Source organism: Cryobacterium arcticum, assembly GCF_001679725.1.
In the GTDB taxonomy this organism is placed as follows: Bacteria; Actinomycetota; Actinomycetes; order Actinomycetales; family Microbacteriaceae; genus Cryobacterium; species Cryobacterium arcticum_A.
Genome location: NZ_CP016282.1, coordinates 211,534 through 232,565 on the forward strand (window position 1 = coordinate 211,534; position 21,032 = coordinate 232,565).

21 protein-coding genes and 2 tRNA genes are annotated in these 21,032 nt (G+C 69.7%); 11 read left to right on the top strand and 12 right to left on the bottom strand.

Features of this window, described 5'->3' with window-relative positions:
- Window positions 1–7: 7 nt before the first annotated feature.
- Window positions 8–952: a prephenate dehydratase gene (pheA, locus tag PA27867_RS00960; RefSeq protein WP_066591938.1), complete on the top strand. Its 945-nt coding sequence runs from the start codon at window positions 8–10 to the stop codon at window positions 950–952.
- Complete coding sequence (locus tag PA27867_RS00965; RefSeq protein ID WP_066591941.1) at window positions 949–1,491, top strand: hypothetical protein; 543 nt, start codon at window positions 949–951, stop codon at window positions 1,489–1,491. The genes pheA and PA27867_RS00965 overlap by 4 nt, the downstream gene beginning before the upstream one ends.
- Here PA27867_RS00965 and PA27867_RS00970 read toward each other — a convergent pair.
- Window positions 1,481–2,497 (bottom strand): diacylglycerol/lipid kinase family protein, encoded by a 1,017-nt coding sequence (locus tag PA27867_RS00970; RefSeq protein ID WP_066591945.1) that lies wholly within the window; start codon window positions 2,495–2,497, stop codon window positions 1,481–1,483. The genes PA27867_RS00965 and PA27867_RS00970 overlap by 11 nt on opposite strands.
- A 58-nt stretch (window positions 2,498–2,555) precedes the next feature.
- Between PA27867_RS00970 and serS the strand changes: the two genes are divergently transcribed.
- From serS to PA27867_RS01005, 7 genes are all read left to right on the top strand, one after another.
- The gene (gene serS, locus PA27867_RS00975) at window positions 2,556–3,821 is read left to right on the top strand and encodes a serine--tRNA ligase (protein WP_066591948.1); all 1,266 of its coding nucleotides are present in this window, start codon (window positions 2,556–2,558) and stop codon (window positions 3,819–3,821) included.
- Window positions 3,818–4,630 (top strand): HAD family hydrolase, encoded by an 813-nt coding sequence (locus PA27867_RS00980; protein ID WP_066591951.1) that lies wholly within the window; start codon window positions 3,818–3,820, stop codon window positions 4,628–4,630. The genes serS and PA27867_RS00980 overlap by 4 nt, the downstream gene beginning before the upstream one ends.
- A 130-nt stretch (window positions 4,631–4,760) precedes the next feature.
- A tRNA-Ser gene (locus PA27867_RS00985) sits at window positions 4,761–4,848 on the top strand.
- A 38-nt stretch (window positions 4,849–4,886) separates the two neighbouring features.
- A complete protein-coding gene (locus tag PA27867_RS00990) occupies window positions 4,887–6,158 on the top strand; it encodes an LCP family protein (RefSeq protein ID WP_066591954.1) in 1,272 nt (423 codons plus the stop codon).
- 90 nt (window positions 6,159–6,248) lie between these two features.
- Window positions 6,249–6,339: transfer RNA gene (locus PA27867_RS00995), tRNA-Ser, on the top strand.
- Window positions 6,340–6,532: 193 nt separating this feature from the next.
- The gene (locus tag PA27867_RS01000) at window positions 6,533–8,059 is read left to right on the top strand and encodes a class I SAM-dependent methyltransferase (RefSeq protein ID WP_066591957.1); all 1,527 of its coding nucleotides are present in this window, start codon (window positions 6,533–6,535) and stop codon (window positions 8,057–8,059) included.
- Window positions 8,056–8,379, top strand: a complete 324-nt coding sequence (locus tag PA27867_RS01005) for a hypothetical protein (RefSeq protein WP_066591960.1) — start codon at window positions 8,056–8,058, stop codon at window positions 8,377–8,379. The genes PA27867_RS01000 and PA27867_RS01005 overlap by 4 nt, the downstream gene beginning before the upstream one ends.
- 18 nt (window positions 8,380–8,397) lie before the next feature.
- On the opposite strand, the gene PA27867_RS01010 is transcribed toward PA27867_RS01005, so the two are convergent.
- A complete protein-coding gene (locus PA27867_RS01010; RefSeq protein WP_084020522.1) occupies window positions 8,398–9,387 on the bottom strand; it encodes a DUF389 domain-containing protein in 990 nt (329 codons plus the stop codon).
- A gap of 53 nt (window positions 9,388–9,440) precedes the next feature.
- Between PA27867_RS01010 and PA27867_RS01015 the strand changes: the two genes are divergently transcribed.
- Window positions 9,441–9,947, top strand: coding sequence for a metallophosphoesterase family protein (locus PA27867_RS01015; RefSeq protein ID WP_066591963.1), 507 nt, complete (start codon window positions 9,441–9,443; stop codon window positions 9,945–9,947).
- A 6-nt stretch (window positions 9,948–9,953) separates the two neighbouring features.
- On the opposite strand, the gene PA27867_RS01020 is transcribed toward PA27867_RS01015, so the two are convergent.
- The 3 genes from PA27867_RS01020 to PA27867_RS01030 form a co-directional block, all read right to left on the bottom strand.
- A complete protein-coding gene (locus PA27867_RS01020; protein ID WP_084020523.1) occupies window positions 9,954–11,717 on the bottom strand; it encodes a putative bifunctional diguanylate cyclase/phosphodiesterase in 1,764 nt (587 codons plus the stop codon).
- A gap of 101 nt (window positions 11,718–11,818) precedes the next feature.
- Window positions 11,819–12,319: an FBP domain-containing protein gene (locus PA27867_RS01025; RefSeq protein ID WP_066591974.1), complete on the bottom strand. Its 501-nt coding sequence runs from the start codon at window positions 12,317–12,319 to the stop codon at window positions 11,819–11,821.
- Window positions 12,320–12,437: 118 nt separating this feature from the next.
- Window positions 12,438–13,292, bottom strand: coding sequence for an SDR family oxidoreductase (locus tag PA27867_RS01030; protein ID WP_066591979.1), 855 nt, complete (start codon window positions 13,290–13,292; stop codon window positions 12,438–12,440).
- Between the two features lie 109 nt (window positions 13,293–13,401).
- On the opposite strand from PA27867_RS01030, the gene PA27867_RS01035 reads away from it, so the two are divergent.
- Window positions 13,402–13,875 (top strand): winged helix-turn-helix transcriptional regulator, encoded by a 474-nt coding sequence (locus PA27867_RS01035; RefSeq protein ID WP_236900785.1) that lies wholly within the window; start codon window positions 13,402–13,404, stop codon window positions 13,873–13,875.
- 35 nt (window positions 13,876–13,910) lie between these two features.
- Here the strand turns inward: PA27867_RS01035 and PA27867_RS01040 are convergent, their stop codons facing one another.
- The 7 genes from PA27867_RS01040 to PA27867_RS01070 form a co-directional block, all read right to left on the bottom strand.
- Entirely contained in the window at window positions 13,911–15,497 is a 1,587-nt protein-coding gene (locus PA27867_RS01040; protein WP_084020525.1) for a carboxylesterase/lipase family protein, read from the bottom strand.
- 47 nt (window positions 15,498–15,544) lie between these two features.
- Window positions 15,545–16,282 (bottom strand): flavodoxin family protein, encoded by a 738-nt coding sequence (locus tag PA27867_RS01045; RefSeq protein ID WP_066591982.1) that lies wholly within the window; start codon window positions 16,280–16,282, stop codon window positions 15,545–15,547.
- 67 nt (window positions 16,283–16,349) lie between these two features.
- The gene (locus PA27867_RS01050; RefSeq protein ID WP_208857282.1) at window positions 16,350–16,889 is read right to left on the bottom strand and encodes a hypothetical protein; all 540 of its coding nucleotides are present in this window, start codon (window positions 16,887–16,889) and stop codon (window positions 16,350–16,352) included.
- 52 nt (window positions 16,890–16,941) lie between these two features.
- Window positions 16,942–18,144: an MFS transporter gene (locus tag PA27867_RS01055; protein WP_066591986.1), complete on the bottom strand. Its 1,203-nt coding sequence runs from the start codon at window positions 18,142–18,144 to the stop codon at window positions 16,942–16,944.
- Window positions 18,141–19,436: an aminotransferase class III-fold pyridoxal phosphate-dependent enzyme gene (locus tag PA27867_RS01060; RefSeq protein ID WP_066591988.1), complete on the bottom strand. Its 1,296-nt coding sequence runs from the start codon at window positions 19,434–19,436 to the stop codon at window positions 18,141–18,143. The genes PA27867_RS01055 and PA27867_RS01060 overlap by 4 nt, the downstream gene beginning before the upstream one ends.
- Window positions 19,436–20,215 carry a hypothetical protein gene (locus PA27867_RS01065; protein ID WP_066591990.1) on the bottom strand — a complete coding sequence of 260 codons (780 nt, stop codon included), beginning with the start codon at window positions 20,213–20,215 and terminating at the stop codon, window positions 19,436–19,438. The genes PA27867_RS01060 and PA27867_RS01065 overlap by 1 nt, the downstream gene beginning before the upstream one ends.
- Window positions 20,205–20,921, bottom strand: coding sequence for a TetR/AcrR family transcriptional regulator (locus PA27867_RS01070; protein ID WP_066598740.1), 717 nt, complete (start codon window positions 20,919–20,921; stop codon window positions 20,205–20,207). Before PA27867_RS01070 ends, PA27867_RS01065 begins: the two co-directional genes overlap by 11 nt.
- Window positions 20,922–21,032: the final 111 nt, after the last annotated feature.

The following is a 21,032-nucleotide window of genomic DNA, read 5'->3' on the forward strand; positions in this document are numbered from 1 at the left end:
GTGAGCCATGCCAGAGACTCCCGATGTGCACTACAGCTTCCTTGGGCCGGCGGGAACCTTCACCGAGGCCGCCCTCGCCCAGGTTCCGGAGGCCCAGGGCCTGCCGTGGCGGGCCGTCAACAACGTGGGTGAGGCCTTCGCCGACGTCGTGAGCGGGCGCAGCGTGGCCGCCATGATCGCCATCGAGAACTCCGTCGACGGCGGCGTCAGCGCCACCCAGGACGCCCTCGCGAGCGTGCCCAATCTGCGGATCATCGGGGAGTACCTGGTGCCCGTGAACTTCGTGCTCGTTGCCCGGCCCGGCACCGCCCTCGAGGACGTCAAGATCGTGAACGCCCACCCGGTGGCGTACGCGCAGTGCCGCAGCTGGCTGGAAGGCACCCTGCCCAAGCACGGTCATATCCCCTCGTCGAGCAATGTGGCCGCCGCGGCTGCCCTGTTCGAGCCCGGCCCGGCCGATGCCGCCGTGGCTCCGCCTGGCATCGAGAAGCACCACGACCTGGTCGTGCTCGCCCGCAACATCGGCGACAACCCCAACGCCGTCACCCGGTTTGTGCTCGTGGGCCGCACCACGGTCATCCCCGCCCCCACCGGCGCCGACAAGACCAGCGTGATCGTGGAACTGCCCGAAGACCGCGCCGGCGCACTGCTCGACATGCTCGAGCAGTTCGCCACCCGCGGTGTGAACCTCAGCCTGATCCAATCCCGGCCGATCGGCGATGCCATGGGTCGATACAGATTCGTCATCGACGCCGACGGGCACATCTTCGACGAGCGCGTGGCGGATGCCCTGTTAGGCCTTCGCCGGTTCAGCCCCAAGGTGCTCTTCCTGGGGTCCTACCCGCGGGCCGACAAACAACCCAATGTGTTCACTTCCCGCTATAACGACGAGGTCTTCATCGAGGCCAGGGACTGGCTGCGCGGCCTGATCTCGGGGGAGCCGGGCGCGTGAGCACCCCGGGGGGAACCGACCGGCCGGCTTTCGACCCGCGCCACGATGCCATCTACCAACGTGGCTACCAGGCCGGTGACTCCCCGGCGGCCCAGCCGGGTGCTGCGCCGGCCGGTACCTCCCGGGCCGCTGCCGCACGGATCGGCCCTCCGCCGACCGGGCCCAGCTCGCCGACCGCCGCGGCATTCGCCGGCACCGTCGCAGCCGACGAGATCGGCGACCTCGACCCGTTGGGCTTCGACTCGGATGGCTTCCACGACGAACTTGAACGGCCGCGGTGGAACCCGTTCATCGCGCTGCTCTGGGTGCTGGGCGTCGCGCTCGCGGGCGGCGGTGCGGCGTTGCTGTGGCAGACCGTGGGCAATATGTTCCGGAACAACTCGTACTCGGGCAATGGAGAGCCGCCGGTCTCGTTCATACTGCAGCAGTTCAGCTATCTGGTGGCGCCGCCCCTGATCTCGGCCGGCCTGATCATCCTGGCCGGGCTGCTGTTCTGGCACGCGGCCGCCTGGCGGGCCCGCCGGCGCATCACCGGCTGAGAACGGCCGGCACCCGCACCAGCAGCGCCCCGGCATCCGCGCGCAGGAAAACGCTGCGGACCAGCCCGAACTCGTCGCCGTCCAACTCGAACTCCTGCGGCTTGTCGGGCACGATGCGGATGTCGGTGGCGCGCAGCACGGTCATGGCCCGCTCGTCATCGGTCTCGGTGAGCTCGATGATGCGCCGCCCCACTGCGAACCGGCGCAGCACGCCGTTCTGCCAGGTGACGCGGCGCCAGATCTTCAACCAGCCGAGCACCCCACGCGGCTGCAGCACGGCGATGTCCAGGATCCCGTCGTCGACCAGCGCCTCGGGCAGGAACTGGATGTTGCCCGGCAGCACACCGCAGTTGGCGATCAGGATGGTGCTCACGAGCGCCTGGTGCTCGCTGCGGGTGCCCAAGTTGTACCGGATGCGGAACTGCTCCGCCTTGGGCAGGGCGCGCATGCCCGCGTCCACGTATGCCAGCCAGCCCACCTGCTTCTTGAGGTCGGGGCGGGTGGCGGCGATCATCTGGGCGTCGAGGCCGAGGCCGGCCATGACCAGGAAGGCGTGGTCCTCGATGCGGTTGTCCGCGTAGGTCACCGACGCGATGCCCAGGTCGATCGCCCGGCTGTGGCCGGTGAAGGCGATCACGATGGCGTCATCGAGGCTGTTCAGGGGCAGCTGCAGGTTGCGCGCCAGCAGGTTTCCGGTGCCCACCGGCAGTACGCCCAACGGCACCTCGGAGGAGCGCAGTGACTCCGCGACGGCGCGCACCGTGCCGTCGCCGCCCGCGACGAGAACCAGGTCCACTCCCAGGCGCAGCGCCTGACGGGTGACCCGCTGCCCGGGGTCCTGCACGCTGGTCTCGAACCACAGCGTCTCGCCCCACTCCGCAGCGGCGGCAGCGGCGGTGACCCCGGCGCGCAACCGCACGACATCCGTCTTCACCGGGTTATAGACCACCGCGGCCCGGCGAACGACGGATGCGGCGTCACGCGGAGCGGAACTGGGATCGGCCATTCGCTCAGGCTAGCAACAGGCCGCCGGGCGGAGCATGCGGCGCTTGTAGACTGACCGAGTGATTGATCCGGTGCTGCTACGCGAAAATCCCGACCTCGTCAAGCGATCGCAGGAGGCGCGGGGTGACTCCGTCGCGGCCGTCGACGAGGCGCTCGCCGCCGACGCCGACCGTCGGGCGTCCATCACGAGCTTCGAGGCCCTGCGGGCGTCACAGAACGCCTTCGGCAAGACCGTGGCCCAGGCCCCCCCGGCCGAGAAGAAGGCCCTCGTCGCCCAGGCGCAGAACCTCGCCGCCGAGGTCAAGGCGGCCGGTGTCGTCGCCGCGGAGGCCGAGGCCCGCTTCACGAGTGTGATGCGCACCATCGCCAACCCGATCATCGACGGCGTTCCGGCCGGCGGCGAAGCCAACTTCGCCACCCTGCGCACCCACGGCGAGATCCCCACCTTCGACTTCGAAGCGCGCGACCACCTCGAGATCGGTGAGCTGCTCGGCGCCATCGACATGGGTCGCGGCGCCAAGGTCTCCGGCGCCCGCTTCTACTTCCTCCGCGGCATCGGCGCCCGGCTCGAGATCGCCCTGATGAACATGGCCCTCGACCACGCGCTCGCGGCCGACTTCATCCCGATGATCACGCCCACCCTGGTGCGCCCGGAGATCATGGACGGCACCGGCTTCCTCGGCGAGCACGCCGACGAGATCTACCACCTGCCCGCCGACGACCTCTACCTCACCGGCACCAGTGAGGTGGCCCTGGCCGGTTACCACAGCGACGAGATCCTCGACCTCACCGACGGGCCGCTGCGCTACGCCGGCTGGTCCACCTGCTACCGCCGCGAGGCCGGTTCGGGCGGCAAGGACACCCGCGGCATCATCCGCGTGCACCAGTTCAACAAGCTCGAGATGTTCACCTACGTGCTGCCGGAGAACGCCGAAACCGAGCACCTGCGCCTCGTGGCCCTGCAGGAGAACATGCTGCAGGCCCTGGGCCTGAGCTACCGCGTGATCGACGTCGCCGCCGGCGACCTCGGCTCCAGCGCCGCCCGCAAGTACGACATCGAGGCCTGGGTGCCCACCCAGAACGCCTACCGCGAGCTCACCAGCACGAGCAACTGCACCACCTACCAGGCGCGCCGCCTGGACATCCGCTATCGCACGGAGACCGGCAAGACCGCCCCGGTCGCCACCCTGAACGGCACCCTGGCCACCACCCGCTGGATCGTCGCCATCCTGGAAACCCACCAGCAGGCCGACGGTTCGGTGCGTGTACCCGAGGCTCTGCGGCCCTATCTCGGCGGGCTCGAAGTCCTCACGCCTATCCGATGACCGTCACCACCGACGCGCCCTGGCTCGTCGCCCTCGATATCGACGGCACCACCCTGCACGAGGACGGCACCATCAGCGAGGCCGTCGTGCGACAGGTGCGCCGCGTGGCCGCCGCCGGCCACCAGATCATGCTCGCCACCGGGCGGAGCGCCGCGTCCACCCTGCCGGTTCTGGACCGCCTCGAGATCACCCCGCAGTTCGTGGTCTGTTCCAACGGCGCCATCACCCTGCGCCGCGACGCGGATGCCCCTATGGGCTACCGCAGGGAATGGGTCGAGACCTTCAACCCCAGCGACGTGCTGCTCTCCATCCGCTCGCACCTCAACAACGCCCGCTACGCCGTCGAGGACGAGCACGGCTACTACCGGTACACCGAGGCATTCCCCGATTCCACCATCGGCCTGGACAGCGAGCACGTCCCCTTCGAGGAGCTACTGCGGCACGACGCCACGCGCGTCGTCGTCGTTTCGCCCGACCACGACATGGAGGACTTCCTCCAGGTGGTCGAACAGATGGGGTTGAACCAGGTCAGCTACGCGATCGGCTGGACCGCCTGGCTCGACATCGCGCCGGACGGCGTGAACAAGGCCACCGCCATGGAGCGGGTGCGTGCCGAACTCGGCATTCCGCGAAGCCGGGTGATGGCCGTCGGCGACGGGCGCAACGACATCGACATGCTGCTCTGGGCCGGCTCAGAGGGCCGCGGCGTGGCCATGGGCCAGTCCCCAGATGACGTTCTCGAGGCGGCCAGCGAACTCACCGTGAGCGTGCAGGACGACGGCCTGGCCGTGGTTCTGAGCAGCCTCTAACCCCCAGAACGCGCGCGTGCAGTCGCTTGTCAGCCTCGCGTGTCAGGCTGCACATTCCGCTATCGGCTAAGATCGGGCGCAGTTCGTAGTTGGACCGCGCCCGTTGTGGCACGGCCCGGCATCCGAATCTGGAGGGCTGTCCGAGCGGCCGATGGAGCCAGTCTTGAAAACTGGTGGGCAGAAATGTCTCGTGGGTTCGAATCCCACGCCCTCCGCCATCAGGCGGCCGAACCTGCAGCACGACGAGAGGAAATGAGTGAGCGACCAGTTGCGCCCCCGCTCCAGACGATCGAAGCAGATCAGCACGATCGCCCGGCACGGACGGCTCAAGCGCTCCAACGCCTTCGCCAACGTCGCCAAGATCCTCGCCGCCACCCTCGCCGTGGTGATGGTGAGCGGCGTCTCCGTCGCCGCCCTGGCCACCCTCAACGTGGCCGCGAGCGTCAAGCCGGGCGTCACGCTCGACAACGAGACCGACGGCCCGATCCCCTCCATCAGCTCGATCGACGGCGGCGCCAACCTGCTCCTCGTCGGCAGCGACAGCCGTGCCGGCCAGGGGGACGGCTACGGCGACCCCGAGGAGGAAACCTCCGTGCTCAACGACGTCACAATGTTGCTGCACATCGCCGAAGACCACAGCAGCGCCACTGTGGTCAGCTTCCCCCGGGACACCTTCGTGCCCATCCCGGAGTGCCCGGACCCCGACGGCGGCACCTTCAGTGCCATGAGCAGCCAGAAGATCAACACCACTCTCAACTACGGCGGCCTTGCCTGCACGGTCAAGACCGTGGAGGCGCTCACCGGCCTGTCCATCCCCTACGCCGCACTCGTGCAGTTCAACGGTGTCGCGGCCATGTCCGAGGCCGTCGGCGGGGTGCCCGTGTGCATCGCCGAGCCCATCGTCGACTCGTACACCGACCTCGACATCCCCGCCGGCCTGCACGAGCTCAAGGGCCTCGAGGCCCTGCAGTTCCTGCGCACCCGCCACGGCGTCGGCGACGGCAGCGACCTGGGCCGGATCAGCAACCAGCAGGTGTTCCTTTCCGCGTTGGCGCGCACCTTGAAGAGCTCCGACACGCTCAGCGACCCGATCAAGCTGTATTCGATCGCCAAGGCCGCGGTCGACAACATGGAGTTGTCGAACACCTTGAAGAGCATGGACACCATGGTGTCCATCGCTATGGCGCTCAAGGACATCCCGCTGGACAAGGTCGTGTTCGTGCAGTACCCGATCAACTACGTCGACGGCGGCGTCGAGCCCGATGAGACGGCAGCCGCCGACCTCATCGCGGCCATCAACGCGGACGTCTCGCCCACCCTCGCGCCCGGCGAGGCCGACTTCCTGTCGGTGCCCGACCCCACCGCCAGCGCCACACCGACCGACCCGGCGACGGAGGACCCCGCGGCCACTGACGCCCCGGTGACCACCGACCCGGCACCGACCGCGACGGCACTGCCCAGCAACGTCTACGGGCAGGATGCCTCGCAGCAGACCTGTTCGTCCGGTCGTCCGGTCGAAGACCAGTAGCCGCAGCGCGGCATCCGCTGAACCCATGTTCAATCGGATGCCGCGGTGCCGTTAGTATGGTGCATGTGCGTTTGCGAAAGCTCTCGCTCAGGAGACGTCGCATAGTCCGGCTTAGTGCACCACCCTGCTAAGGTGGAGTGCCCTTCACGGGGCACCGAGGGTTCAAATCCCTCCGTCTCCGCACTTCACGAAAGCCCGCTGGATCCTCAAGATCCAGCGGGTTTTTTCGTTCTCCCAGCCGTCTGCGCCGAGAGACCGCGCCCGGAGATGAGCTTGTCTGTGAGAACTCTCAGACAGTAGGCTTGCCCCAGGAGGACGGTAGTTGAACATCCGATGAACATTTCACCGGCTGAGCTGTAGGCGGCCGCACTGAGATGAAGCTCGATTTGACCGAACTTGCCCTGGAACTCGAGGGCGGCGCCGCCCGCGCCGTCGAGGTGCGGGTCTCCGGTCGCCGGGTGCTCACCCTCGCCGCCGAACTGGCCGAGACCGCCGCGAACGGCGTGGTCCGGTACCGGCTGCCGCCCGCCTTCGGCCTCACTCTGCGCGGCTCGGGGGATGTCGTCGTGCACGCCGTCGACACCGGGGCCGAGCTCGCGCGCACGCCGGTGCGATCCGTCGTCGACCCCGACGGCGGGTTGCGCTTCACCGACGCCTCCGGCACCCCGGTGGTGCTGAACAAGTGGGGACACCACTCGCTGACCTTCGCGGACGCCGCCGACGAGATCATCGCCGACCTGCTGCGGCGCACCAGCGAGGTCTTCGCCGCCCTCACCCGCTTCGGCCTGACGCCGTGGATCATGGGCGGCACCCTGCTCGGCCCGGTGCGCTCTGGCGCGCTCCTGCCGCACGACGACGACGCCGACGTCGGTTACGTCAGCGCCCACGAACACCCGGTCGATGTGGCCCTGGAGAGCTTCGCGCTGCAGCGCTTCCTCGAGCGGGCCGGCTACACCGTCATCCGGTACGGCGCCACCCAGATGCAGGTGCTCTTCCCGGAGGAGGCCGGGACGGCCTTCCACGTCGACATCTTCGGCGGCTTCTACCGCGACGAGATGTTCATGCAGCCGTTCCACGTGCGCGCACCGATACCCCGGGACACCTTCGAGAACCTCGCCGAGATCACCATCGAGGGCTGGTCGTTCGCGGCCCCGAACCCGCCCGAACGCTGGCTCGAGGCGAATTACGGACCCACTTGGCGCATCCCGGATGCCGGCCACCGGTTCGTCACCCCGCCGGAGGCCGCCCGGCGGTACGGCAACTGGTTCGGCACCACCAACCAGCACCTGCACTTCTGGGAGGAATTCAACGCCGCCCGAGCGGGCATCCACGAGGAGCCGGCAGCGGCCGCGCGGGCCTTCCTCGACCGGGTGCCGGTCGGCGCGACGATCTACGAGCTGGCCTACGGCGGCGGCGACGACCTGGCGCACCTGGCCGGCCGAGGCCACCGGGTCGTGGGGGTGGACTACTCGGCATCGGCCGAGGCCGCCGTGCGCGCGCGGCTGGCCGACGACCACCCCACCGTGGAACTCCGCCGCGTCGACCTGGGCGACACCCGGCAGACCCTCGCGCTGGCCGCCGCCGAGTTGAGCGCCCCCGGCACCGCCCACATCTACTCCGCCGGCATCGTGCAGGCCCTCACCGTGGAAGCGCGCCAGACGCTGCCCACCCTGGTGGAGCTGCTGCTGCGCCGGGGCGGCGAGTGGGTCGCCAGCTTCCCCACGGTGCCCGCACCCGGACTGAGCGTGGACGATCCCACCACCTGGCACCTCACGGTGAGCCAGTTCCGGCAGTTGCTGGCAGCCGCCCCCGCCCTGGAGATTCGCTCCGTCGAGGTGGACATCGAAACCGACAGACGCATCGCCACGGTTGGCGTTGCCCGGAAAGGAACGTTGCAGTGAACAACGTTGCAGTGCACAGAGTGAAGACGCTGGTCGGGAGGGTCGTGCGCAAGCTGGCCCCCGAGACCATGCGCACCCTGGAATACGCCGGCGATCTCCGGAGGCTGGATGAGCGCCTGCCGGGGGTCGTGCGCCGAGTCGACGATCTGCAGACACGGATGGAGGGTGTGGAGCACCGGTTGGCCGAGCTGGATGGTGTGCCTCTCGCGGTGGACGAGCTCCGCCGCGATTCCCTGCGGGTCGCCGAACTCACCGACCTTGTCGTCACGGCGCTGGGCACCCTGCCCCGGCCCGCCGGCGAACGGCGGCCACCGCAGTAGCCTCCCGGGCGCAACCGGTCACCGCTTGTTGCTCAGCGGCACCAGGGTGACGGGCGAGAGATCGACGGTTACCCGGTCAGGGTCGAGTCCTGCGGCCTCCAGCGCCGTCTCCAGGTCGGTGGTGCCGGGGATCGGCGGCGCTCCCTGCACGTGCAGGATCACCTCGGTGCCCTGGGTCGAGACGCCGGTGACGGTCCAGCCCACGCCGGCGGCCCACTCCTGGCCCACCGACTGCACGGTGCCTTCGGCGTTGCTGCGTGCGGTGACATCCACGCTGGTGAGGGTGAGCGGGATGCCGATGAGCAGCAGCATGCCGGCCAGCACGGTCACCGGGCCGAGCAGGTTCGGGGCACTCTGGTCGCCCGGCACCCTGCGGCGGGTCAGCCGGCTCACCCCGTAGACCGACATCACCACGATCCCGGTACCGAGAATGGCGACCACGTTGGTGGCGAAGAGCAGCAGGGCGCCCAGGAACTGCGGCACCGACCCGGACTCGAGCACCAGCCCGGCGACGGCCAGGGGCGGCACGAGCGAAATGGCGATGGCCACGCCGGGGAGGGTGTCGGAGATGTCCCGCCTTACGAGCGCCACCGAGCCCACCACGCCGGTACCCAGGGCGGCGAGCAGGTCGATCAGCCGCGGGGTCACCCGGCCTGCGACCTGGGCATTGGTGGCGGCCAGAACCGGCGTCTGCACCAGCAGCCCCACCGCGAACCCGATCGCCGTCGCGGCCGCGGCGCCGGTCAACACCAGGAGCAGGGCCCGGGCGAGGTTGACCCGGTCGCCCAACACCGTGGCCAGCATGGTGCCGAGGATCGGCGTCATCAGGGGCGCCACGATCATCGCTCCGATGACCGTGGCGGTGGAATCCCCGACGATCCCGGCCGAGGCGATGATCGAGGCGAGCACCAGCAGCATCCAGAAGCGCGAATAACGTGCTCCGGCAGTGGGGCCGTCGAAGAAGACGGCATCCTGCATATCGGCGGTGCTGTTGAACCGGTCGCTCACGCTGTGACCCTAGCCCCGGTGCGCTCAGGCCGGTAGCCGGGCCAGAATGGGACATGGCCACCCGACTGCTCCTGATCTCCGACACCCACGTTCCCCAGCGGGCCCGGCGCCTGCCGGACCAGGTCTGGCAAGCCGTCGACGAAGCCGACCTGGTGCTCCACGCCGGTGACTGGGTGCACCTCAGCCTGTTCGAGGAACTGTCCGAGCGGGCCCGCGACCTCCGCGGCGTGTACGGCAACAACGACGGCGACGCGCTGCGCCGGGTTTTGCCGGAGGTGATGCACGAGACGATCGAGGGCATTCGCTTTTCGATGGTGCACGAGACCGGGGACGCCCCCTCCCGCCACACGCGCATGGACGCCGCCTTCCCGGACACGGATGTACTCGTCTTCGGGCACAGCCACATTCCGTGGGACACCGTCTCGCCCGCGGGTATGCGGCTGCTCAATCCGGGCTCGCCCACCGACCGGCGCCGGCAACCGGCGCACACGTATCTCACCGCCCTGGCTTCCGAGGGGCAGCTGCACGACGTGACCCTCGTGGCGGTCACGCCGGATTAGGCGCGTCTACGCGGTCGAGCGGGTTTCGACGAATCTGGCCAAAAACTCGCCGGCGGGGATCGGTCGGGAGTAGAGGTAGCCCTGCGCGAAGGCGCAGCCGCGGTCGCGCAGCCACCGGGCCTGCGTCTCGGTCTCCACTCCCTCGGCGATCACGTCGAGGCCGAGCGCGGCGGCCAGCTTGATCGCCAGCTCGGCGACGGGCGACTCGGTGTCGGCATCGATCACGCCCACGAACGACTGGTCGATCTTGATCACGTCGAGATCAATCTCGGTGAGCCGGGCCAGGCTCGAATGCCCGGTGCCGAAGTCGTCCATCGAGATGAGCACGCCGGCGCCGCGCAGCAGCCGGATGTTGTCGCGCACGGCGCCCGCATCGGTGCCGAATTCAGTCTCGGTCACCTCGATGCGCACCAGGTCGGGAGGGAAACCGGCGGCGGCACACTCGGCGAGCACATACGCACCGTAGCCGTCCGACGCCAGCTCCCTGGCCGACGCGTTGATCGACACGCTCAGGGGCCGTCCTTCGGGACTCCGCAAGCGGCGCCAGTTCTCGGCGGCCGCGATCGATTCCCGCACGATCCACCGGCCGAGCACCTGGATCGAGCCGCTCGCCTCACAGAGGGGAATGAACTCGGTCGGTGAGACGAGCCCCCTGGTCGGATGTTGCCAGCGAACGAGGGCCTCCGCACCGACGGCACGGCCACCGGTCAGCTCGATCACCGGCTGGAACCAGAGGAAGAACTCCCCGTTCGCCAGGCCGTCCCGCACGGCCGTGGGGGAGGCGTAGTAGCCGCCGTGGCTGACGATCTTGCCCCGGCCCACCCGTTGGGCCTCGAAGAGGGATTTCCCTGCCCGGCCGAAGAACTCGCTTTCCGATTCGTTGCCCTCCCGCACCGCGATGCCGGCCGAGAACCCGGCGACCTGGCCCCGTAGGCCTTCCAGCAGGTCGCGTGCCCGGGCGGCGGTGAAGCCGGGCAGCAGGATGGCGAAGGCGTCGCCCTCCATGCGGGCCATCGTGGCCGCGGCGGGCAGAGCCGCCGAGACCCCTGCCACAAACGCCACCATGGCCGCGTCGCCGGCCTCCTGACCCTCTCGCCGGTTGACCAGCGCGAATTCGTTGATGTCCAGGCGCACCAGGGCCAGCGACTCGCCCGGGCCGGCGTCGCGCATGGCCGCCGAGAGCACCTGCTCGAAGCCGGCAAAGTTGGGGATGCCGGTGAGATCATCGGTCTCTGCCAGGAGGGCGCTGCGCGCGAACCAGGTGAGCCCCAGGCCCGTGGCCAGCATGAGCAGCGCTGCCATGGCGACGTCGGCCGGCGCGGTGCCGGGGCTCAGGGCCAGGGTGATCAGCGCGAGCGGGATGAACACGATCGGGTAGACCAGCGACTGGGCGGCGGGGAGCACCGCGAAGGCGATCAGGGCCAGAAGGCTCGGGGTCCAGGCGAAGGTGAACGAGACCGCCTGGCCACCCGTGGCGGCTTGGCAGAGCAAGCCTGCCGCGCCCATCCAGCAGAGCACGATGTGGCGCAGTGGCACCCGCATCCGGTGCCGGAACAACACGGTGAGCACACCGGTGCAGAGGAGGGCCAGGCCCACGCCGAGGGGCACGGTGTCGGGGGCGCCGCTCTGGAGGGAAGCGTTGACGGCATAGAGGAGGAGGGGCAACCCGAAGCCCACTTGGGCCAGGCCGAGCAGTGCGCCGGCCGAACCGGCCGCGGTGAAGAGTCCCGGATGGTAGCCCACGCCCTGGCGCTGAGAAGTGCGTGCCATGCGGAGCCCCTGTCCACTTGTCGTGCAATCGGCGGCTGCGTCGCCGGCCTGTGCCCAATCTAGCAACGTCGACCGGGAATGAGTTCCAGGGTCGACGCGGCTCACTCGGCGGGCTTGAGCACCTCGTTCGTGAATCCCTCGAGGCGGGCGAGCAGCCCGGCGCCCCGGGTGACGACCATCTCGGCGGCGGGGTTCGGCTGCATCTGTGACGGCGGCGGCAGGATGCGGATGAGTGTGGAGCAGGCCAGATCGGAACAGATATACGTGCCGACGGTATTGCCGTCGCGGCCTGCCTGACCGGCCTTGGGCACGCTGAACAGGCTCACCTGGTGGGCCGGCTGTTGGGTGCGGCACAGTGAGCAGAATGCCGACATCGACCGGCCCGGTCCGCGGGTCGCGGCGCGCAACACCATGCCGAGGGGAGTGTCGCCCCGCCAGAAGACTATGTAGCCGCGCTGGGTGACTTGCGGATCGCGCCAACCCAGGTATTCGCGTTCATCCCAGATGGTCTCGTGCAGGCCGGGCAGCGGCATCCGGGCGATCTCCTCGGCCGTGGCGTTCACGATGGAGCTGCGGATCTCGGCAGCGGAAAGTGGTTTCATGATCTCCCTTCCGATAATTCGTACAGCGTAGTCGAGGCCTCCGGCCGCCTCAATGCCCGCCAACCACAGCGCCCCCGGCGCGTCAAACGGGCCGGGGGCGGAAGGAGAGGATGCGAGATCAGGCGACCGAGCGCAGCCCGTCGATGAGCGGGGTGGTCGGGCGGCCGATCAGGGTGGCGAGATCGTTCGTGCCACCGGCGAGCAGGCCGTCGCGGGTGTTGCCGTCGAGCGCGACGACGAAGCCGACGGTGCCGCCGTCCAGGCCGGCGCCGGTGAGGATGGCGCTGTGCTCCTCGGGCGTGACCGAGGTGAAGACCACCGGGCTGCCGACGACCTCGGTGAGGGCGGCGGCCATGTCGGTGCCGGTCCAGGCCACGTCACCGGCGAGTTCGTAGGTGACGTTCTCGTGGCCGGGGGTGGTGAGCACCACGGCGGCGGCCTCGGCGTAGTCGGTGCGCGAGGCGCTGGCGACCCGGCCCTCGCCGGCGCTGGTGAGATAGACGCCGTTCTCGCGGGCCTGCTGCACAGCGGACGCGTAGTTCTCGGTGTACCAGCCGTTGCGGAGGATGGTGACGGGAAGGCCCGACGCGTGCAGCGCCTCCTCGGTGGCCTTGTGCTCGGGGGCGAGGATCAGCGCGGAGGTGTCTGCCTTGGGGGCGCTCGTGTAGACGATGCGGCCCACGCCGGCGGCGACGGCGGCGGTGATGGCGTTGGTGTGCTGCGCGACGCGCTGGCCCACCTCGCTGCCGGAGACGAGCATCAGTGCGTCGGCGCCGGCGAACGCGGCCTCGAGGCTGGCCGGGTCGGTGTAGTCGATGGCGGCGGTGCCCACGCCCGACGCGGCCAGCTCGGCGAGGCGTTCGGTGTTGCGGCCGACGGCGGTGATCTCGGCGGGGGCGACGCCGCGGTTGAGCAGGTGCTCGACGATGAGGCGGCCGAGCTGACCGGTGGCTCCGGTGACGACGATAGACATGGGGTTTCCTTCCGTAGCACGCAGTCGCGCGCCTTCTGGGGGATGTAACCAGCGACTTCCCCCATTACTTCCCAACCGCAGGTACCCACCTTTTGGTAAGCTACTTTCCATGACGTCCACACTGCCCGATATGCGTGATGTGCAGCCTGTGCCTGCTGCCGCTGTCGCACCGCCCGCCGCCGAGCTCGCGGTGCGGGATCGCCTGGCCCGGCTGGTCGGTGACCCGGCGCCCGCCTCCGACGGGGCAGCGGCACCGAACGTGTTCGCGGCGGGATGCGCCAGCCGCGTGGTTCTCGACCACGTGACGAGCAAATGGGGCGTACTGGTGATCGTGGCGCTCGCCGAGACCAGCCTGCGCTGGGGCGAGTTGCGCCGCGGTATCGAGGGCATCAGCGAGAAGATGCTGGCGCAGACGTTGCGCATCCTCGAGGCCGACGGCCTGGTGCATCGGGCGGCCCAGCCGACAATCCCGCCGCGGGTGGACTACAGCCTGACCGAGCGCGGGCAGGAGCTGGCCGGGCACCTCATTCCCCTGGTGCGCTGGGTGGGGTCGAACGCCGGCGACATCGTGGGCGGTCGCTGAGCGGTCGCTTGGCGGCTACGTCATGAGCCGGGCCGTCAGAGGTCGGGCAGGAATTCCAGCCACGCCCTCCGTCGCTCGCCGCGTGGGTCGGACTCCACCCGGTCGGCCTCGTCGAAAATCAGGGTGAGCCGGTCCGCCTCGGTGTAGACCGGCCATTCCGCTCCGGCCTGGCCCGAGGAGGCGAACCGCAGCCAGTGCGCCCGCATCCGCTCGCCGGTGCTGAGGAAGCTGTGGCGGCCGCCCAGCGCGGTGAGGGTGCGCACGCGACGGTCGGTGCCCGACCCGGAGAGGGCCAGCAGCTCGAGCCCGTGGGTGGCGTCGTAACCCATGAGGCGCAGCAGCCGGGGAGCCAGGTCGAAACGGTAGAGGTAGACCGGGGCCGTGCGGGAGTGCAGATCGGCGACCTGCACGCTGGGAAACCAGAAAGCGTAGTCGCCGCCGAAGTCCAGCTCGGCGCGGATGGGCGGCAACGCCGAATACACCGCCCGCATGCCCTCGTGGGAGTGCGGCGGGGCCGCGTCGAAGAGTGATTGGATGCGACGGATCGACCGCGGCAGGATGTCGATCCGGCCGCGGAACATCGAGCCCTCCCGGTCGTTGGTGCCGATCATCAGGGGTACCGGGTGGGCGTGCCCGCGCCGGAAGGCGTCGAGAGGGCGTTCGGGGAGAAAATCGCCGTCGACCACGGGGGCCATGCAGAACGTGCCGGGGTCGACATCCGGCGTGTTGCGTTGCACGACCAGGGCAGCCCGCACCAACGCCGGCCAGGTCGCGGTGTCGAGCAGTTCGCCGGCCGGGCGCCGCCCGCCGGCCAGCTCGGGCGCCCGGCCTTGGCGCAGTGCCTCGATGAAATCGACGGCCCAGCGGCCGGCCAGCGTGCGTGAGTAGGCGGCATTCGACGGGGGGCTCTGGGCGATGGCCTGTGCGAACAGACCGGCGGCGGCGGGAGTGGCCAGCAGCGTCACCACGGCGTTGCCGCCGGCGGACTCGCCGATCACCGTGACGTTGTGCGGGTCGCCGCCGAACGCCCGGATGTTCTCCTGCACCCACTCGAGGGCGGCAACCTGGTCGCGCAACCCGAGGTTGCTTTCGAAGAGGCGGCTGCGGGTGCTGAACCGGCTGAAGTCGAGGTAGCCGAGGGCGCCCAGCCGGTAGTTGATCGCGACGTAGATGGTGCCGCCGGAGCGCACGATGGCCTGGCTGCGCTCCGTGAAGTCATTCGAGGATCCGGAGGTGTAACCGCCTCCGTGGATGTACACCATCACCGGCAGGTTGTCGGCCTCCGGCCGGTCGGCGGGGCGTTGCACGTTGAGAGTGAGGCAGTCCTCGCCCATGCGGGTGCGTCGGTCGACACCTTTGAACTGGGTGCCCCGGTCCTGCGGGGCGACGGGGCCGTACCTGCTGGCGTCCCGCACGCCCCTCCACGGGATGACGGGCTCGGGGGCCCGGAAGCGCAGCACCCCCACCGGCGGTGCCGCGTAGGGGATTCCGCGCCAGGTCTGCACGCCGGCGACGGGCCGGCTGCCGCGCACAATGCCGCCGGTGACGTGCACGTCGACAGGCCAGGACCGGGCGGTGGACGGCGACGGTGCCAAGCCGTTCTCGGACAGGGGACGGAACATCGTGCGTCCTTCCCGCCCCGGTTCGAGTGCTCGGGGCCTTGCGTCTCCTAGCGGTACTCCGGATTCGGTTCGAAACCGAAGCGCTCGCCGGCGTCCCACTCCTGACGCAGATTGCCGTAGGCGGGGATGCCGCGGTTGGCCTTGAGGATTGCCGCCAGGTGCATGAGGTTCCAGGTCATGAACGTGGTGTTGCGGTTGGTGAACTCGTTCTCGGGGCCGCCGGAGCCGGCATCCAGGTAGCTGGGGCCGGGGCCGATCTCGCCGATCCAGCCGCTGTCGGCCGCGGGCGGGATCGTGTAACCGATGTGCTGCAGGCTGTAGAGGATGTTGGAGGCGCAGTGCTTCACGCCGTCTTCGTTGCCCGTGATGATGGCGCCGCCGACCTTGCCGTAGTAGACGTACTGGCCCTTGTCGTTGTACTCGCCGGACATCGCATAGAGCCGTTCGATGATCCGCTTGGTGACTGAGCTGTTGTCGCCGAGCCAGATCGGGCCGCCGATCACCAGGATGTCGGCGGCGGCGACCTTGTCGAACAGCGCCGGCCAGGCATCCGTTGCCCACCCGTGCTCGGTCATGTCGGGGTACACGCCCGTGGCGATGTCGTGGTCGATGGCGCGAATGACCTCGACGTGCACGCCCTGCTCACGCATCAGGTGCGCGCTGAGCGTGATCACGCCCTGCGTGTTGCTGATCTCCGGGCTGCGCTTGAGGGTGCAGTTGATGAACAGGGCGCGGAGGCCCTGGTATTCGAACGAAGCCTGGGTGTTGCGTGTGCTGTGCGCCATGCCCGTAGTCAAGCACCCGCATCAGGCCTCGTCTAGGCCGGTGCGAATCGTTTCAGCCGGGGGGAGCTCAGCCGGGGAGTTCAGTCGGGGCGTGCCGGCGCTCGGCGCGGCGCGCGGTCAGGGTCGTGTACAGCGTGATGGTGAGCAGGGCGATCAGTCCGAGAAAGGCCGCGGTGCTGACGAGATACAGTACCCCTCCCCACGGGGCGTAGGCGGCCCCCGAGATCCCGTAGCCATCGGCCAATGACAGGCCGGCGCCAAAGGACGCGGCAAAGTGGGATGGCGCCCCGAGCCCGACCAGCCAGAGAACGGCGGCGAGGATGGCCGTCGGCGGTGTGGCCGGCAGTCGACGGGCGAGCGCGAGCACAAGCGCCGCAAGCACTACGCCGATGACCGCCCAGGCGAGCACCACGGGTTGCCCGAGCGACCCGCCGGTGCTCCCCAGCCGTCGGTGGATGTCGTCGAGTGATGCGCCGGGCACCGCCGCGAGTGGATTCCACACGAGTATCTGCATGGTGCCGACCACGGCATACGTGGTCATCGCCACCAGCCCGACCAGGCCGATGATGGTGCTCTTGCGCGACGTGTGCACTTTCGGAGTCCCCATGCCGTGAGCCTAGCCAAGCGGCAGGGGGCGTGAAGTCCGCAAATGGACCGGCTCAGGATGCGGGCGTGGACTCCGCAACGCGCTGCGGGCGCGGCCCGAAGCGGCGGGCGAGGAACAGCACCGGGATGAGGAGCACCATCGGCAGCAGGAACGCGTGCGCGAGGCCGGTGGAGTCGGCGAGCAGGCCCACGAGAACGGCGCCGAGTACCGCGCCGGCGTAGTTGAACAGGTTGACCCTGGCGATCACCTCGTCGCTGCGGGCCTCGTGCAGATCGCCCGCCGCGCTGAACGCGAGCGGAACCAGGGCGCCCACCCCGAAGCCGGCCAGAGCGAAGCCCGCCACGGCCGCCCAGGTGACGGGAACCAGGGCGACGAGCAGGCAGCCCAGGATCGCCAGCACCGTGGTGACCACGGCCAGAATCACCCGACCGAACCGGCGCACCAGCACATCCGCTCCGATGCGGGTGACCAGGATGGCCGCTTGGTACGCGGCGTAGCCGAGTGGGGCGATCGCGGCGCCGGTGAGCAGCACGTCGTGCAGGTAGACGGTGCTCCAGGTGCTCACCGCGGAGTCGACCACGAACGCGGCCAGCACCACCGTGCCGAACAGGGCGATGCCGCGGTGGGGCAGCTTGCCGTGCGGCGCCGCATCCGGCGCCGGGGCCAGTTTGGTGAGCCGCGGGTCGAAGCCCCGCACCCCGACGATCGCGATCGTCAGGGCGACGATCGCGCCAGCCACCAGGGCGATGCTCGCGTTGGCCGCGGTGCCGGCGACGGCCGACATCAGCAGGGCCCCGACGATGGCCGCGCCGGTGTACCAGGCGAAGAAGCCGGCCATGACCGAGACGCCCACGCGTTGCTGCACGAGAACGCCCTGCATGGCCCCGGATGCGTCGACGATGCCCAGGCCCGCACCGTAGATCGCGAACGCGGCGATGAACGCCGGCAGCCCGATCGGGGAGGCGATCAGCGGAAGCGCAACGGCCTCGAGCAGGAGCCCCACCACGAGGGCGACGCGGCTGCCCCAGCGCAGGGCGAGCCGGTCGGCCGCGAGCGACCCGACGGCCGCCGCGAGGCAGACCAGCAGCACGATCAAGGACACCACGGTGTCGTCGATGCCGTACCGGGTCTTCAGGTTGGGCAGCGAGGTGACCACGACCGCGTAGCCGAACCCCTGGGCGGCGTAGCTGGCGCTGACCGCCACCCGGGAGCGACGGACGCTGACCGGGGGGTGGATCATCGTGGGTGCGCTCATGCGGTCGGCTCCAATTCGGGGTGGTGGGCTCGCACAATGCCGAAGGCTTCGTGCGCGATCTCGAGAGTGCGGGTGATGTCGGCGGAGGTGAGAGCGGCGTTGATGAAGTGGTTGTGGTGCGAGGTGAGGAACACCCCGCGCCGGACGCTCTCGGCCACCCACTCCTGGTGCAGCATGAGCGAGTCGTCGTCCGCGATGCGGAGGTAGAACAGAGCAGGTGCCCCGGAGGCTATCAGGGTGAAGCCGTTCTCCGCCGCTACAGTCGTCAATCCGGTGGTGAGGTCGGTGCCGAGCCGGGCGAACTGGGCCGGCGCATCCAGCTGCTTGAGCTTGGTGAGGGTGGCGATGCCGGCCGCGAAGGGCACCGCGCTCATCCAGTAGCTGCCGGTGTAGTGCAGGCTGCTCACGGTGTCTTTGAGGGACTCCCGGCCGCAGAGCGCCGAGACGTTGTACCCGTTGGCGAGGGCCTTGCAGAAGCAGATGAGGTCGGCCTTGAACCCGAAGTAGTGGTCGGAGCCAGCCAGGTCGAGCCGGAACCCGGCGCGCACGTCGTCGACGATGAGCACCACCCCGTGCGCGTCGCAGAGCGCACGCACGGCCTGCCAGTAGCCCGCCTCCGGGAGGGTGTTGTCGGTGAAGTTGCCGTGCATGTAGGGCTGGGCGATGAGGCCCGCGATGGTGCCGCGGTTCTCGCTGAACAGGCGCTCAAGGGCGGGCAGGTCGTTGAAGTCGACGTAGAGGTTGTTCGCCACCTCCTCCTCGAGCACGCCGGGGTAGTCGAGCTTCTGCGCCCAGGGCGAGACGCCGTGATAGAAGCCGTTGATGAAGACGATCTTCTTGCGCCGGGTTGCGGCGCGGGCGGTGAGCACCGCGAGGGTGGTGGCGTCGCCGCCGTTCTTGGCGAAGAACGCCCAGTCGGCGCTCGCCACGGTGTCCACGAGCAGCTCGGCGAAGTCGACCATGATGGCCGAGGGGATGGTGACCACGTCTTCGAGGCGGGCCTGCTCGGCGGCGGCGGCATCAACATCCGGATCGGCGTAGCCGAGCACATTGGGCCCGTAACCGCACATGTAGTCGATGTACTCGTTGTCGTCGAGGTCCCAGAACCGGGTGCCCTCGGCGCGGGACGAGAACAGCGGGAACGAGGTCTGCGGGATATAGCAGCCCTCGGTGGGGCCTTGGTGGCCGTAGATGCCCGACGGGATGACCTGCAGCGCGCGGTCGAACGCGGCGCGGCTCTTCTCGAAGGTGTACGGGACGGTGGGCGCGGTGCGCGCGGGGACAAGGCTCATCAGGCTGACTTTCCGAGGTAGTGACCGACACGGTCGAGGATGCGGTTGACGTTGTCGACCATGGAGATGACACCGCGCATGGCCAGGCGGCCGTCGCTCATGCAGGCGATGGCGGAGAGGTCGCCGGCGAGGATGCCGCCGGTGACCTCGAGGGTGGAGAAGGTGAGTGCCCCGCGCGGATGCGGCGAGGGCGCCGCGACGAAGGTGGCGTGGTGGTCGCGGAGCGCCAGATGGTAGGCGAGGGTGCCGGTGACCTCGAGCGCGATGTCGCCGTCGGGGATGTGCTGGGCGCTGAACCTGCCGCTGCGGTCTTCGTTGGCGACCTGGGCGAGGGCGGCTGCGGCCACGTGCAGGGTGAGGATGGTGCTTGTCTCGCGGAACTCCGGGTCGGCCAGGTCGGCCTCGGCGGGCTGCAGGTATCGGCCGAGCAGCTCGGTGAGGGGAGCGAAGACGCCAGTGAGGAAGCGCAGCCGGTGCGGGGCGGCCACCGGAATCGGCTGGGCGGTGCCGTCGATCATCCGGTTGAAGTGGGCGACGGAAGTGAAGGCCAGGGTGATGACCGGGGCCTTCGGCTCCCGGCCCCAGAGCACGCCGGTCGACTGGAAGCTCAGCTGCGCGCGCGGCAGGCCGGGCACGACAAAGCGGATGCCCACCGGCATCGCCGTGTCGGCGAGGAGGGCCCGGGCCGCCGGAACCCGGTCGACGAGCAACGAAAGCGTGCCGAGCACGGCATAGAGGTTGATATGCGCCTGGACGCGTGGGTCGGTGTCAATCAGCACGGGGCTGCTCCTCAGCGAGGTCGAGTGGTGGTGTCGGGGATGAGATGGGTCGGGGCGCGGCGGTGGTGGCCGAAGTGGCGGCCGGCCGGGCCGGTGCGGCCAGGCGGGCGAGGGCATCCGCGGCGAAGACGACGCTCTCGCGGGCCGCTTCGGTGTCACGATCGGCCAGCCAGGTGCTGGTGATCCCGTCGGTGAGGGTGACCAGCAGTCGGGCCGCTCGGGCCAGGGGCACCGACCACTCCCGCCCGCAGGCGGTGGCGGCGAGGCGGAGGCTGTGTTCGGCGGCTCGGTAGTAGGCCCGGTACTGGTCGCTCGGTTGGGATGTCGGCGGGTTCTGGCGCAGCGCGTAGAGGCTGAGCTCCAGCAGGGCCTGCTCGCGCTGGGGGTCGGCCACGAGCAGGTCGAGGTACCGGTCGAGGCCCTGCCGGAGGGTGTCCGCAAGGCCGGCTGAGCTGCTGCCGTCGTCGCCGGGCAGGGCCGCCACGGCCGCCACGGCCGCATCGTGCTCCTGAGTGGTGACGGTGTCGATCACCGCGGCGAGCAGGTCGTCCCGGGAGTCGAACGCGTAGTGGAAGCTGCCCAGGGGCATGCCGGCCTCGGCCACGATGGCGCGGGTCGTGGCCGCCGCCAACCCGTGCCGCGCGATCACGCGCACGGCCGCATCGATCAGTGCGGCGCGGCGATCGGCGAGGGCTAGGCGGGTCATGGGTCGGCGGTCGGTCTGCGGCGGGGGCGACGAGCGGGCGATGGTCAACGCAGGAGCTCCAGTGGGTCAAGTGACTTGGACGCTTGTCCAATTAGCTCAATCTCGCCCATC